We start from the raw sequence: 13,758 nt of genomic DNA on the forward strand, positions 1-13,758 counted from the left end.
GCCGCACAGTCAGGCGAGCAGCGCTTCGAGGCGACGGTTGACCGCCGCCAGGGTGGCCCGGACCACCGCCTGGCGGGGATCCCCGGCGACAAGCGCCGAACCCGCCAACTGCTCCACCCAGCCGTCGCAGACCAGCAGCACCACCACTGTCGCCACCTCGCAGTTGCCGAACGGCACCACGGCGGCGTGCTCGACGAAGCAGCGTCCCCGCTCGACGGTGCGCTCGGCGTGGCGCAGCAACTCGTCCACGGCCGCCGCGGCGGCCACCGCGCAGAGCCGCAGCACGTACCCGTCCACGGCCGGCCCGGTGGCGTGCCCCGCCGCCGGTTCACCGGCGGCGAGCAGGCGTACCTCGACGTTGGCGTCCAGGCCGAAGGTGCTCACCTGGACGTGGTCGATGACCACCCGGGGCCCCGGCACGCCGCCGGTGTCCAACGGTCGCGAGGGCGCGGTCTCCGTCGTGGTCATCTGCCCACCACCCGAGTACGACGCGTTGAGCGTCGCCGGGCTCCCGGTCGGAGGCGGCAACTGCGAACCCGGGACGGTCTCCTCCACGCTGGCCCGACCCCGGTGGGCGGTCGGCTGCCGGCGTCGCCGGGGTGCCCCGGACACGGTCGGCGACTGCTCGGCCGGCTGCTCCTCGTCCCAGATCGGTCCGCCGGTGGGGGCTTCCCCGCCGGTGCCGACCCCGGCAACCGGTCGCTCCGGGCCGGGCCCGTCGACCGACGGCTCCCCCGTCAGCCGGGCGGGCGCACCGACCGGCCGCTCCTCCAAGGGCACCGGCGGGGTTACGGCCGGCGGGCCGGCGGACGGCAGGCCGGCGGACGGCAGGCCGGCGGACGGCAGGCCGGTGCGGGCCCGGCCGGTCGGTGCGCCGTGGTTCGGGTCCCGGCGATCGGTCGGGGTCGATTCGTCGCGGCCACGGGTCTCCCCGGAGCGCGGCTCACCGGTGCGGCGGCGCAGCGGCGGCGGCACCGGCGCGCTCGGCTCACCGGACAGGTTCTGCGGTGCCGCGGCGAGGCCCATCCGCTCCTGGAGCAGTCGGGCCACCAGCCGGCTCACCTCCGCCGGGTCGGCCCCGTCGGACAGGTCGAGTCGCAGGCTGTGTGCCCCGGCCGGGGTACGACGCAACGCCGCGTCCCGCACCCCGGCCACCTCACGTACGGCGTCCAGGATCGCGTTGACGTCGAAGCCCTCGGGGCGTTCCCGCGGTGGGGCAGGCTCGTCGTCACGGCGCAGGTGGGTGGCGATTCGGGCGAGTTCGGGGGTCTCGGCGGGGGGCTCCACGGCTGGCGGCTCCGGCACGACGGGGACGTCCGGTTCGGCAGGGACGCGCTGCGGCAGCACCGCCGTGCCCCGGTCCGGCCTCCGTTCGTCCACCACCGGCTCGGCCGTGGTCAGCGGGTCAGGGGCGGATCGGCGGGCCGCGTAGGGGGGGTCGCTCGTCGGGGCGGGCGCGGGCGGGATCTGGTCCAGGCGGCGTGGCCCGCTCGCGGTGGGGGCGCCGACGGCGGTGGCATGGGTGCCGACGGCGGTGGCCGCGGGCTCCGGCGGGTGACCGGGAAGGTCGGCGGGACCGGGCGGCTGCGTCGGCACCGACCGAAGTCGGAACGGTTGCTCGGCGCGGCCGGCCGGTGGGGCGGCCGGCCGGTCGACCGGTTCGTCCCGGGGGAGCCGGAACGGTTGCTCGGTACGACCGGCCGGTGGGGTGGCCGGCAGCCCGGTGCCCCGTTCACCGCCGGAGGCGGACGGCAACCCGACCGGTTCGTCCCGGGAAAGCGGCAACCTGACCGGTTCGTTCCGAGACAACGGCAACCTGATCGGCTCGTCCCGAGACAGCGGCAAGCCGGCCGGTTCGTCCCGGGGCAGCGGCAACCTGACCGGTTCGTCGCGGGGCAGGAGAGGCGTTCCGGCCGGCTCGCCGCGAGGGGCGGGTGGCATGCCGGCCGGCTCGTCATAGGGCAGGGACGGCACGGCGGGCGGGGTGGCGGCGAGTCGGCCCATGGCCCACCCGGGCTGCTCGGCCGACCGGTCCACCGTGCGCTCCGGTACCGGCGGCTCACCCGACGGCCGCTCACGATCGGACCGCTCGACCCGGTCGGACCAGTCCCGCGCGGCAGGATCCGACCAGTCCCGTTCCCCCCGTTCCGGTCGACCGCTGCGGTCAGGCCAGTCCCGCGCGGGCCGGTCCTGTCCGGGCCGGTCCGTGCGATCCGACCACTCCTGGTCAGACCGGTCGCGGTCGGTGCGGTCGCCATCGGTGCGATCGGACCGGTCCTGGCCCGGCCGACCGGTGCGATCCGACCGGTCACGAGCCGACCAGTCCCGATCGGGGCGGTCGGACCAGTCACGATCGGGCCGGTCGGTGCGGTCGGACCACTTCCGTCCGGGCGGGTCGGGGTGCTCGGACCAGCTCTGTCCGGGCGGGTCGGGATGCTCGGACCAGTGACGATCGGGGTGGTCACGGTCGGGGCGGTCGGGGCCGGGATGACCCGGAGCGGACCGGTCGGCGGTCGGCCGGTGCCGGTCGGATCGGTCGACCACGGGCGGCGTGGGCTCCGGTACCGCCGGTGGGGTGACCGGTTCGGAGCGGGTCAGCTCGTACGGGCGCGGCACCTCCGAGCGCACCGGCTCGTACGGGCGGGCGGGCTCGGCGCGCACCGGCTGGTACGGACGGGCGGGCTCGGCGCGCACCGGCTCGTAGGGGCGGGCGGGCTCGGCCGACCACTCCGCCGCCCGTTCGGCCCGGGTCCGGCGGGCGGCAGACGGGTCCTCGTCGCGGGCCCAGGAGGGCGCCCAGGTCCCGCCCCAGCTCGGCCGGTTCCAGCTCGGGCCGGACCAGTCCGGTTCGTCCGCTGCGGTGGCCTGCCGGCGCTCGGTGGACGACCGTTCCCCGCCACCATGCGGCCTGCCACCCTCCGGCCCGGCGGCACGCGACTCGCCACCCCCCGGCCCGGCAGCACGCGGCCCGACACCAGGCGGCCCGGCACCATATGGATCTCCGCCACCCGGTTCGGTGCGCCGCGGCTGTGCGCCACCCGACTCGGTGCCTGCGGACGGCTCCCCCGGGGCGAAGCGGTCGGCCTCGTCGCGCGGCTCACCCTCGGCGGAAAAGCGGCCACCCCACTCGCGGCGGACTTCGGGCGGGGAGGACCCGGCCTCGCCCGGCTCGGGGGCGTGGAAACCTGGCGGCACCTCGAACCCGGAAGCAGCCGTGCCCACCGGGGGGACCTGCACCGCAGGCGGGGCCGATGCGGGCACGTCGCCGTCGGGCCAGCGCCCGGTGCCGGCCGAGGCGGAAACGTCACCGTCGGGCCAGCGCCCGGCGCCGGGGGTGGGGGGATCGTCCGAAGAGTGTCGGGCGGCCTCCGCCGAGTGCTGTTGCTCGGTCGGCGGCACCGGCCGCTGGGCCGGGACGACCAGCCGGTCACCGTCGGTGACCCGGGGTTCGTCTCCGGCGTACCGGGGATCGCCGGGTGGGGCGCTCACCGGATGACGCGGGGGGGCCGGGAAATCCGGTGCCGAGTCGTGACCATTGTGGTGCGCCCGACCGTTACGGAGGGGCTCCTCGCCGGCCGGCGGAGTGGTGAACGGCGCAGGTAGGTCTCCGTGTCGCGAGGGCGGCCCACCCCAGCCCGCCGTCGGGTCGGCCCGGTTCCACGGTGACCCGGCCTCCCGGTAGCCCGGGGCGTCGGCCCCGCCGGACCACCCGGCCCCAGGTGCCCACCCGCTGACGGAACGGGCCAGGTCGTCCTGCTGACCCGTACCGTCGTCGTGCTCTCCCGGGGTGGCGGCACCGGGTTGCCCTGATTCACTCACCGCGCGCTCCTTGGTCGCCCTCGCTGAGGCTACCGTGTGGTGACAGTGGCGATAAGTTACAGCGGCGGGCCAATTCCGGGGCCGGGGTGAGTGCCCTGACCGGTACGGGGTAGAAGTGCCGGCTGGAATGACGAAACTCGGAGGTTCCCATGACCGCTGTGGGGAACGGTGCGCAGACTGCCGGCCGGCCCACCCGGCTACCCCGTTCAGCACGCCGTAAGCAGCTACTCGCGGCGGCTCAGGAGGTGTTCGTAGCGCAGGGGTACCACGCCGCCGCGATGGACGACATCGCCGAGCGGGCCGGGGTTTCCAAGCCGGTGCTGTACCAGCACTTCCCGGGAAAGATGGATCTCTACCTGGCGCTGCTCGACACGCACTGTGACGCCATCGTCGCCAAGGTGCACGACGCGATGCGCGGCACCAGCGACAACAAGGAGCGGGTCGGGGCGTCGGTGCGGGCCTACTTCGACTTCGTCGACCACGAGAGCGAGGCGTTCCGGCTCGTCTTCGAGTCGGACCTGCGCAACGATCCGGCGGTCCGGCAGCGGGTCGAGCGGGTGGAGCAGGGCTGCATCGCGGCGATCACCGACACCATCATCTCGGACACCGGGGTCAGCCGGCCGCACGCCGAACTGCTCGCCTCCGGCCTGGTCGGCGCGGCCGAGACCGCCGCCCAGTTCTGGCTGGCCGGCGGCCGGCGGATGCCCAAGGCCGAGGCGGAGGCGCTGGTCGCCGCGCTGTCCTGGCGGGGCATCGCGAGCTTCCCGCTCCAGGGTGAGTCGGCCTGAACATCCTGCCCCGAGATCGGATAGCCTTCCGATCGGCGGCTATTTCGCCCACCTGAGGAGGCACAGTGGAGGTCAAGATCGGCGTGCAGTACGCGCCGCGCGAGCTGGTTGTGGAGAGCGCGCAGTCGCCGGCCGAGATCGAGCAGATCGTGACCGACGCCTTCGCCAAGGCCGAGGGGACGCTGTCCCTGACCGACGAGAAGGGTCGACGGGTCATCGTGCCGGTCGGCAAGGTCGCCTACGTCGAGATCGCCGAGGCGTCCCCCCGCGCGGTCGGGTTCACCGTTCGCTGAACCGGTCCGGCCCCTGCGGCGGGTGATCCCGCCGCAGGCCGGGCCCGGTGTCGGGCTGCCCTGACCGGATCGTGGCCGGTCAGCTCCGTCAGCCCGCTCTCCGGCCGCCGACGGCGGCCGACGGTGACCCGGGTCACATTTTCCACCCCCGGCGAAAAGCCGGGCCTCCAGGTCAGGGGCGTCTGCCTGCCTGCTCAGGTAGGATGAGGGTGTTGCCGTGGGCGCCGATCTGATCGAAGTCCTGCCTGCGGCGCGCGTGCGGCCCGGTCCGGCTCGGCGATTTTCCGCCGCCGATCGCGTGGCCCGCGCCATACCGAACGCGCCCTGAGGACAAAACGGGGCGCACCACGAGAGGGCACCCCCAGATCCAGATGAGCGAACAGATTCTCGACAAACTGGAGGGCCAGGAACTGGTCCCCACCGCCCCGGTCCGCCCGGAGGCCCCCACGTTCGCCGCGCTCGGCGCGCGGCCCGAGACCGTCGAGGCCCTGGCCGCGGCGGGCATCACCCGCGCCTTCGCGATCCAGGAGTACGCGATCCCGATCGCGCTGCGCGGCACCGACATGATCGGGCAGGCGCCGACCGGCACCGGCAAGACCCTCGGCTTCGGCGTACCGCTGTTGGAGCGGCTTCTCGCGCCGGGCGAGGGCAGCGACGGCGTGCCGCAGGCGCTTGTCGTCGTACCCACCCGTGAGCTGGGCATCCAGGTCGCCAAGGACCTCGCCGCCGCCGGGCGCACCCGGGGCGTGCGGGTGCTGCCGATCTACGGCGGGGTGGCGTACGAGCCGCAGATCGACGCGCTGCGCAAGGGCGTGGAGATCCTGGTCGGCACCCCGGGTCGGCTGATGGACCTGCAGAAGCAGAAGCACCTGCGGCTGGACCGGGTCCGTGCGCTCGTGCTCGACGAGGCCGACCGGATGCTCGACCTGGGCTTCCTCGACGACGTCGAGAAGATCCTGGCGATGCTGCCGGAGGACCGGCAGACCATGCTCTTCTCGGCCACCATGCCGGACCCGATCGTCACCCTGTCCCGGCGGTTCCTGCGCCGGCCGGTGACGATCCACGCCGGGCACACCGCCGAGACCGGCCCGTCGCCGCAGACCCAGCAGCTGGCGTACCGCACCCACTCGATGAACAAGATCGAGATCGTGGCGCGGATCCTCCAGGCCGAGGGGCGCGGGCTGACCATGATCTTCACCCGTACCAAGCGGGCCGCCGACCGGGTCGCCGAAGACCTCGACTTCCGTGGTTTCGCGGTGGCCGCGGTGCACGGTGACCTGGGCCAGGGCGCGCGGGAGCGGGCGCTACGCGCGTTCCGGGCCGGCAAGATCGACACTCTGGTCGCCACGGACGTGGCCGCCCGGGGCATCGACGTCAGCGGCGTCACCCACGTCATCAACTACGACTGCCCCGAAGACCAGGACACCTACACCCACCGGATCGGTCGTACCGGTCGGGCCGGGGCGACAGGTGTCGCGGTCACCTTCGTCGACTGGGACGACATGCCCCGGTGGCGGATCATCGACAAGACGCTCGGCCTGGACATGCCCGAGCCGCCGGAGACCTACCACACCTCCCCGCACCTCTACACCGACCTGGACATCTCGTCCGAGATGACCGGGACCCTGCCGACCGCCGAGCGGACCCGCGCCGGGCTCTCCGCCGAGGTCGAGGAGGACCTGGGTGGCCGGTCCCGCCGGGGCGAGAGCAGCGGCCGGAGCCCCCGACGCGGCGAGGGTCGGGGCCGTGGTGAGAGCAGTGGCCGTGGCGACGGCGGCGGCCGGGGTGAGAGCAGTGGCCGGGGCGCGGGCAGCGGTCGCGGCGAACGGCGTCGGGGTCGCCCCGGCACCGACGCGCCGGACGCCGCCGAGGCACCGGTCGAGTCCGCCGAGGAAGGCACCCGTACCCCCCGCCACCGGCGTCGCCGTCGGGCCGGCGAGGTGGTCGTGGGCGAGTCGACCGCGGTGACCGGCGGGGAGTCCACCGACACCGGCGCAGGCGCGGCTACCACCACGGGCGCGGCCACCGACACCGCCGCAGGCGCGGCCACCGGGCCGGCCGCCGAGGGCGAGTCGACCCGGCCCCGTCGTCGGCGGCGTCGCCGTGGCGGCGGTTCCGGCACGGACACGCCGGCCGAGGCCACCGCCGACTGACGGACACCACCGACATCCCCCGGCCCGGATGGGCGTCCCGGGGGATGTCGCGTTTCCGCCCGGGGCGGGCGTCGGCGGGTCGGCGGTGCGGACCAGCGTCACCACCATTCGGACCCGAACCCGGGCCGAGCCAGCCCGTAGCCGGGCCCTCCGCCTCCGTTTGGCCCGGGACACGAGCAGACCCAGCTCATCCTCGGGCTTTGGTTGGCGAGAGGGCACCATGATCAGATTGCGATTTCGCGTACTCGCATCGGCGTGTCGTCTGCAAAACTGCAATCTGATCTTGAGGCCCCTCTGGGTCTGTGCGGGTGGGAGCAGACCAGCTACGGGCTTGTCGCGGGATGCCGCCGGGTGGGGCACCGGTGCGGTGCGGGACACCCCGGGCCGGCCCGCCCGCGGCAACCGGTCGGGCGGAAAGGATGATGGAACGATGCCGGAATCGCTCGACGCCGCCCTGACCGAGGTACGGGCGTTGCTGCTCGACCCCGCGCTGACCCGCGCCGTCGCCGCCGGCCGACGCAGGGGGCAGCGTCCCTCCGTGGTACGCGCCGAACTACGCCCGGTCGCCCTCAAGGCCGGCACCAGGCTACAGATCTCCACGTCCGACGGCGTCCGGCCGTACACCCGGAACGTGGTGCCGGGCGCGGACGCCGACGCGGCGGTCGACGCGCTGCTCGCCGAGCCGTTCGGCAACTGGCACGTGGAGACCGCGGTGGCGACCCTCCAGCTACGGGTGACCAAGTCCGGCGAGGCACAGGTACACCGGGCGGCGGCCAGCCGTCCGGCGGCCGAGCCGGAGCGCCACGACCGGGCCAAGGAGTACCTGCTCGACCCGGGGGACCCGATCTTCGCGACGATCGGCGGCAACGCCGCCAAGCGGCGGCAGGTGGACGCCTTCCTGCGCGCGCTGGCCGCCACCCTTCCCGACGAGCTCACCGGACGGCTGCGCGTGGTCGACCTGGGCTGCGGCAACGCCTACCTGACCTTCGCCGCCTACCGGTACCTGACCGGTCGGGGGCTGGACGTGGAGCTGGTCGGGGTGGACGTCCGAGAGGACCAACGGCAGCGCAACGGCGAGCTGGCCGAACGCCTCGGCTGGGCCGACCGGGTCTCCTTCGTGGCCGGCACCATCGCCGACGCGGTGGTGGAGCCCGCCCCCGACCTGGTGCTCGCGCTGCACGCCTGCGACACCGCCACCGACGAGGCGCTGGCCCGGGCGGTGCGCTGGGACGCCCGGTGGATCCTCGCCGCGCCGTGCTGCCACCACGACCTCGCGGCGCAGCTACGCGCCCGGCCGACGCCGGCACCGTACGAGTTGCTGACCCGGCAGGGCATCCTGCGGGAACGCTTCGCCGACGTGCTCACCGACGCGCTGCGGGCCGGGCTGCTGCGGGCGCACGGCTACCGGGCCGAGGTGGTCGAGTTCGTCGACTCCCGGCACACCCCCCGGAATCTGCTGATCCGGGCCCGCCGCACCGGCACCGACGCCAACACAGGCACCGGCACAGGCACCGGCGGCCGCGCGGAGCGGGCACCTGGCGGGCCGGGCGGCGACGGGCCGCAGGCCGAATACCGACAGCTGGTCGACCAGTGGCAGGTGACCCCACGGCTGGCCACCCTGCTCGACGACCGTCCCACGCCGACCGGCGGTGCCTGAACCGGGCTCAGCGACGCCGGTCGCCACCCCGACCGCCGGGCCGCTCCCCCGTCGACCGGTCGAAGACCGAGGAGACCCGCTCGCGCGTCCCCCGCTCGTCGTCGGCGGGCGAGGTGGGGAACGGCACCACATTGCCGGACGTCTCGGTGTTGCCGGCGGCGGCGAAGGCGTTCCAGGAGATGTCGACCAGGAGGCGTTTGAGTTCGGCGTGCCGGGCGGCGGCGCTACGTTGCAGGGCCAACCGGACGCCGAGCACCACCCCCACCAGGGTGGTGGTGACAGCGCCGGCGGCGGCCAGGACGTGTGCCCCGGTCGCCGCCCCGTCACCGGTCGCCACCAGCACCAGCAACCAGATCCAGAAGCCCAGGGCGAAGACGCCCGCCTTGGCGACGAAGAAGAGACTGACCGCACCCGGGCGGTGCGGCACCGGACGGTCGGGCTCGGCCATGCTGCTCCTCCTGGGTGGCCCGGGAAGTGGTCCGGGAAGGGATCGGTGGCCCGGGGACCTGTCGAGTTTAGTTGACGGATGACAACGGCCACCGCTCCCCGAGGGCGACGAAACGGCCACGACCTGCGCCGCAGCCCGTCAGGCACCCGCCGCCGGGGCCCGGCGGTCGGTCGGTGAGTCACACCGTCAGCTCGTCGTACTACCCTCGAAGGGCGCACCGGACACCCCGACTCCCCCCGGAAGGGGACGATCTCACCGGCATGGGTTCGACAGAGGTTTCCCCACAGATGGCGTTCGCGCGTTTCGTGCGGCGGGCCATCGACGACGCCCGTGACGAGCGGGGTTGGACGGTGAGCGACCTCGCGGCCCACACAGGTGTCGGCCGGTCCACAGTCTTCCGTTGGCTCGCCGGTGACTGGCAGGACTACCCCGAGCTGGCCAAGGTGCGCGGCTTCTGCGCCGCCCTCGACCTGCCGGTCGCGGCGGCCTTCCGGGCGCTCGGCCTGCCCGACTCGGGGCCGGTGCCCCGCCGACGCGCCGACGACGGCCCGGTGGAGGCGGACATCAGGGTGATCCTCGACCGGCTGGCCGACCCGTCGGTGCCCGCCGAGGAGAAGCACCACATCCGCGATCTGCTCCGCTACCTGGCCCGCCGCCCGGTCCGCCGGGCCGGCTGAGTCGGGCCCGCCCGCCGGGCCGGCTGAGTCCGGGTCAGCGGACGGTGAGGGTGAACTCGGCGGTCCGCACCACGCCCGCCACCTGGAAGTCCAGGTACATCCGGTAGTTGCCGGGGCCGGGCGCGGTCAGCCAAAAGGTCACCGTGTCACCTGCCGGCCCGGGTCCGGGGTGCACGTGCAGGTAGCCCAGATCCCCCTCCCGGAGGGCGACCAGATGCCCGTACGCGCCGAGGTAACGCTCCAGGTTGGCGGGCCGTCCCGCCTGGTCGCGGACCTGGAACCGCAGCGGTACGGCGATCCCCACCTGCGGGCTGCCCGTGTAGTCGACGGTGAACCCGGCCACGGTCGCCCGGGTGGCCGGGGCGGGCAGCGGGCGGGGCGCGTAGTCCCCCGGTGCGACCAGGTCCACGCCCAGCGTGGCCGGGGTCTGCCGGCCGTCGTCGGCGACCACTGTGAAATCCGTGTACGCCCGCCAGACGCCCGGCTCGGGCAGGGTCAGCGGGACCGACCAGGTGCCGTCGGTGGCCATCGTCGGGTGCAGGTGCTGGAATCCGGTGAGGTCACGGCGTACCACGACCAGGTGCATCGGCTTGTCGTGCACGATCGCGAACCGGGTGACCGCCCGCCGCTGGGCGTCCCGGATCTGGAACCGCAGTTCACCCGCCCGCCCGGCGACGAACTCCCCACCCGACGGGGTGAGCGTGTAGCCGCCGGAGGTGACCGAAAGGCCGGTGGCCGCGTCGCCGGCCGGCTGCCCGGCGGTCGCGTCGTGCTGGTGTGCCCCGGTGCCGGGGGCGTGGGTGTGGTCACCGGTGGCGGTGGCCGCGGTCGCCGCCGTGGGACCGGCCGGTCTCCCGTTGGCCCGGCCGAGGCCGAAGCCGAGCAGGACGGCCAGGACAAGGCCACCCACCACCAGCGCCAGCCGCAGCGTGGCCCGATCCGGAGCGACCCCCGACGCCCCACCACCGGCTGCGGCCCCACCCGCGGGCAGCGTCCATCCGCCGGGCTCCGCGATGCCCCCGTCGACGCCCGGTCCATCCCCGTCCACCGGTTCCAGGGTGCTCCCGACGACGCCCGCTCCACCCCGGTCCGCCGGTTCCGCGACGCTCCCGACGACGCCCCGGGCGTCCCGGTCCACCTGGTCCGAGCTGCCCTCGTCGGTCGCCGGCCCGCCGCGACCTGCCGGGTCGGCGGGCCGGGTGACGGATCGCTGGTCGGCCATCCGCCCACCGTACCGCCGTCGCCGTCGGCGTCGGCGCGACGGCCGGACACCGTGGCGACGGTCGCAATACGGCCGGTCAGGGAACCGGGTCCGGTCGGCCCGTCTGCCGGCGACCGTCCGCTCATCGCCGAGACCGCGACCCGGGCAGGCGGCGCGACCCGAGGCGGGCGGCGCGAACGGTCGGCATCCGGATCGGGTCAGCCGGCGACGGCGAGGGCGAGCGGGAGGACGTCGGGGGCGCCGGCCCGGCGCAGCAGGCGGGCTGCCATCGTCATCGTCCACCCGGAGTCGACCAGGTCGTCGACGAGCAGCACCGGGCCGTCCAACCCGGCCAGCGCCCCGGCCACCTCGTCGGCGACGGCGAAGGCGTCGTGCAGGGCGCGTACCCGCTGGGCGCTGTTGCCGCGCGGCCCGCCGGCCCCCGCCGGGCCGGTCGGGGTGACCAGGCCGAGCAGCGGCAGCCGGCCGACCGTGGCGATGCGCTCGGCGAGCGAGGCGACCAGGGCCGGGTGGCTACGGGAACCTACCGCGACCACGCCGGCCGGGCGGCGCGGCCACGGGTCGTCGCCGTGCGCCCAGGCCTTCAGCACCTCGACCACGGCCGCCGTCACGTCGTCGGGGACCGGGCCGTCGGCGGTGTCCGGGCCGACCAGGCCGCGCAGCCGACCGCCCCAGCCCAGATCGGACAGCCGCCCCACGGCCCGACCGGGCAGCGCCTGCTCCGTCGGGGGAATCCGCCCCTTCAGCGGTACGCCGACCGCGTCGAGGCCGGTCGGCCAGAGCTTCTTGGGGGCGATCTGCACCCCGGGACGGCCGAGGAAGGTCTGTGCGGCGGTCAACGCGGGGCCGGAGACGTCGGCGGTGAACAGGGGCGCGGCACAGCGGTCACACCGGCCGCAGTCGTCCGCCCCGCTGTCGTCCAGGCACTCCCGCAGGTAACGCATCCGGCAACCGGGCGTGCTCGCGTACTCGCGCATGGCCTGCTGCTCGGCGGTGCGGGCCTGGGCGACGCGACGTAGCCGGGCCTCGTCGTAGGTCCAGGGCTCGCCGGTGGCGAGCCAGCCGCCGCGTACCCGGCGGACCGCGCCGTCGACGTCGAGCACCTTGAGCATCAGTTCCAGGCGGGTCCGGCGCAGGTCGACGATGGGTTCCAGGGCCTGGGTGGAGAGCGGCCGGTCGGTGTGCAGGGCGGCCAGCACCGTCCGCACCTGCTCCTCGGGCGGGAAGGCGAGCGAGGCGAAGTACCGCCAGATGGCGGCGTCCTCGACACCGGGCAGCAGCAGCACCTCGGCGTGTTCGACTGCGCGGCCCGCGCGGCCGACCTGCTGGTAGTAGGCGATCGGCGAGGGCGGTGCCCCGAGGTGCACGACGAAACCGAGATCGGGCTTGTCGAAGCCCATCCCGAGCGCGCTGGTCGCCACCAGGGCCTTGATCTTGTTGTCGAGCAGGTCCTGTTCGGCGGCGCGGCGGTCGGCGTCCTCGGCCTGACCGGTGTAGGAGGCCACCGACCAGCCGCGCCCGCGCAGGAACTCGGCGGTCTCGGTGGCCGCCGCGACGGTGAGCGTGTAGATGATCCCGGAGCCGGGCAGCGCGTCCAGGTGATCGGCGAGCCAGCCCAGCCGGTGCGCCGGACTGGGCAGGTCGAGCACGGCCAACCGCAGCGACTCCCGGTCGAGCGTGCCCCGCAGCACCAGCACGTCCGGCCGCCGCCCACCGGCGCCGACGGGCGACGCCGCAGGGTCGGGGGGCGACGCGGCGCGGTCGATGCTGGTCGCAGCGGGCGACGCGGCACGGTCGGCGGGAGGTGCGGCGCGGTCGGCGGGAGGTGCGGCGCGGTCGGCGGGGGGTGGGGTCGGTTCGGTGCCGAGTTGTTCGGCGACGTCCCGGGTCACCCGCTCGTTGGCGGTGGCGGTGGTGGCCAGCACCGGGGTCCGCTCCGGCAGGTTGGCCAGGAAGGTACGCAGCCGGCGGTAGTCGGGCCGGAAGTCGTGCCCCCAGTCGGAGACGCAGTGCGCCTCGTCCACCACCAGCAGTCCGGTGGTCGCGGCCAGCCTCGGCAGGACGGCGTCGCGGAAGTCCGGGTTGTTGAGCCGCTCGGGGCTGATCAGCAGCACGTCCACCGCCCCGGCGTGGATCTCGGCGGTGATCTGGTCCCACTCGTCGAGGTTGGCGGAGTTGATGGTGCGGGCCCGGATGCCGGCGCGGGCCGCCGCCTCCACCTGGTTTCGCATCAGCGCCAGCAGCGGCGAGACGATGACCGTCGGCCCGTGCTCGCCGCGCTCGCGCAGCAGGGCTGTGGCCACGAAGTAGACCGCCGACTTGCCCCACCCGGTGCGCTGCACGCAGAGCACCCGGCGCTTGTCGACCACGAGCGCCTCGATGGCCCGCCACTGGTCCTCACGCAGCCGGGCATGCGCACCGGCGAGCCGCCGCAGCACCTCCTCGGCCCGCTCCCGCACCCCCACCCGCCCCTGATCCCCCGCCAGCCCCTGATCCACCCGCCATTCCTACCACCCCGGCCGGACAGCCCGACCTCCCAAGGAGTTGATCAAGAGGTTTACGTCACGATCCAGCTTCTGGATGACGCAAACCTCTTGATCACCGGGGCTAACCCGGCGGGGCTAATCCCGGCAGCGCACACCGGCGGGGCGCACACCGGCGGGGCTAGCGGGGGGAGCGGGGGGAGGGGCGGAGGGGGCGG

Annotated in this window: 9 protein-coding genes and 2 pseudogenes; 6 read left to right on the forward strand and 5 right to left on the reverse strand. The window is 74.9% G+C overall.

The window, feature by feature from the left end; translation table 11 throughout:
* Positions 1–9: 9 nt before the first annotated feature.
* The gene (locus AC0AIB_RS27235) at positions 10–2,037 is read right to left on the reverse strand and encodes a Daple (RefSeq protein ID WP_465097743.1); all 2,028 of its coding nucleotides are present in this window, start codon (positions 2,035–2,037) and stop codon (positions 10–12) included.
* A gap of 514 nt (positions 2,038–2,551) precedes the next feature.
* Here AC0AIB_RS27235 and AC0AIB_RS27240 point away from each other — a divergent pair.
* From AC0AIB_RS27240 to AC0AIB_RS27260, 5 genes are all read left to right on the forward strand, one after another.
* The gene (locus tag AC0AIB_RS27240; RefSeq protein WP_465097744.1) at positions 2,552–2,704 is read left to right on the forward strand and encodes a hypothetical protein; all 153 of its coding nucleotides are present in this window, start codon (positions 2,552–2,554) and stop codon (positions 2,702–2,704) included.
* 1,264 nt (positions 2,705–3,968) lie between these two features.
* The gene (locus tag AC0AIB_RS27245) at positions 3,969–4,607 is read left to right on the forward strand and encodes a TetR/AcrR family transcriptional regulator (protein WP_328342719.1); all 639 of its coding nucleotides are present in this window, start codon (positions 3,969–3,971) and stop codon (positions 4,605–4,607) included.
* Positions 4,608–4,672: 65 nt separating this feature from the next.
* On the forward strand, positions 4,673–4,900 hold the full coding sequence (locus AC0AIB_RS27250) for a DUF3107 domain-containing protein (protein ID WP_328342717.1): 228 nt from the start codon (positions 4,673–4,675) through the stop codon (positions 4,898–4,900).
* 371 nt (positions 4,901–5,271) lie between these two features.
* Positions 5,272–7,053 carry a DEAD/DEAH box helicase gene (locus AC0AIB_RS27255; RefSeq protein WP_465097745.1) on the forward strand — a complete coding sequence of 594 codons (1,782 nt, stop codon included), beginning with the start codon at positions 5,272–5,274 and terminating at the stop codon, positions 7,051–7,053.
* A 430-nt stretch (positions 7,054–7,483) separates the two neighbouring features.
* Positions 7,484–8,710 carry a class I SAM-dependent methyltransferase gene (locus AC0AIB_RS27260; RefSeq protein ID WP_465097746.1) on the forward strand — a complete coding sequence of 409 codons (1,227 nt, stop codon included), beginning with the start codon at positions 7,484–7,486 and terminating at the stop codon, positions 8,708–8,710.
* Positions 8,711–8,717: 7 nt separating this feature from the next.
* On the opposite strand, the gene AC0AIB_RS27265 is transcribed toward AC0AIB_RS27260, so the two are convergent.
* Positions 8,718–9,158 carry a hypothetical protein gene (locus AC0AIB_RS27265; protein ID WP_328342713.1) on the reverse strand — a complete coding sequence of 147 codons (441 nt, stop codon included), beginning with the start codon at positions 9,156–9,158 and terminating at the stop codon, positions 8,718–8,720.
* A 260-nt stretch (positions 9,159–9,418) separates the two neighbouring features.
* On the opposite strand from AC0AIB_RS27265, the gene AC0AIB_RS27270 reads away from it, so the two are divergent.
* The gene (locus AC0AIB_RS27270; protein ID WP_328342712.1) at positions 9,419–9,835 is read left to right on the forward strand and encodes a helix-turn-helix domain-containing protein; all 417 of its coding nucleotides are present in this window, start codon (positions 9,419–9,421) and stop codon (positions 9,833–9,835) included.
* Positions 9,836–9,869: 34 nt separating this feature from the next.
* Here AC0AIB_RS27270 and AC0AIB_RS27275 read toward each other — a convergent pair whose 3' ends face one another.
* The 3 genes and pseudogenes from AC0AIB_RS27275 to AC0AIB_RS27285 all read right to left on the reverse strand — a co-directional run.
* Entirely contained in the window at positions 9,870–11,057 is a 1,188-nt protein-coding gene (locus AC0AIB_RS27275; RefSeq protein ID WP_328342711.1) for a hypothetical protein, read from the reverse strand.
* Between the two features lie 197 nt (positions 11,058–11,254).
* A pseudogene (locus AC0AIB_RS27280) lies at positions 11,255–12,769 on the reverse strand (helicase-related protein); the annotation flags it as partial.
* Between the two features lie 135 nt (positions 12,770–12,904).
* Positions 12,905–13,522 (reverse strand): annotated as a pseudogene (locus tag AC0AIB_RS27285) (DEAD/DEAH box helicase); the annotation flags it as partial.
* Between the last annotated feature and the right edge of the window lie 236 nt (positions 13,523–13,758).

The sequence above is a fragment of the Micromonospora sp. DSM 43699 genome (genome assembly GCF_055517075.1).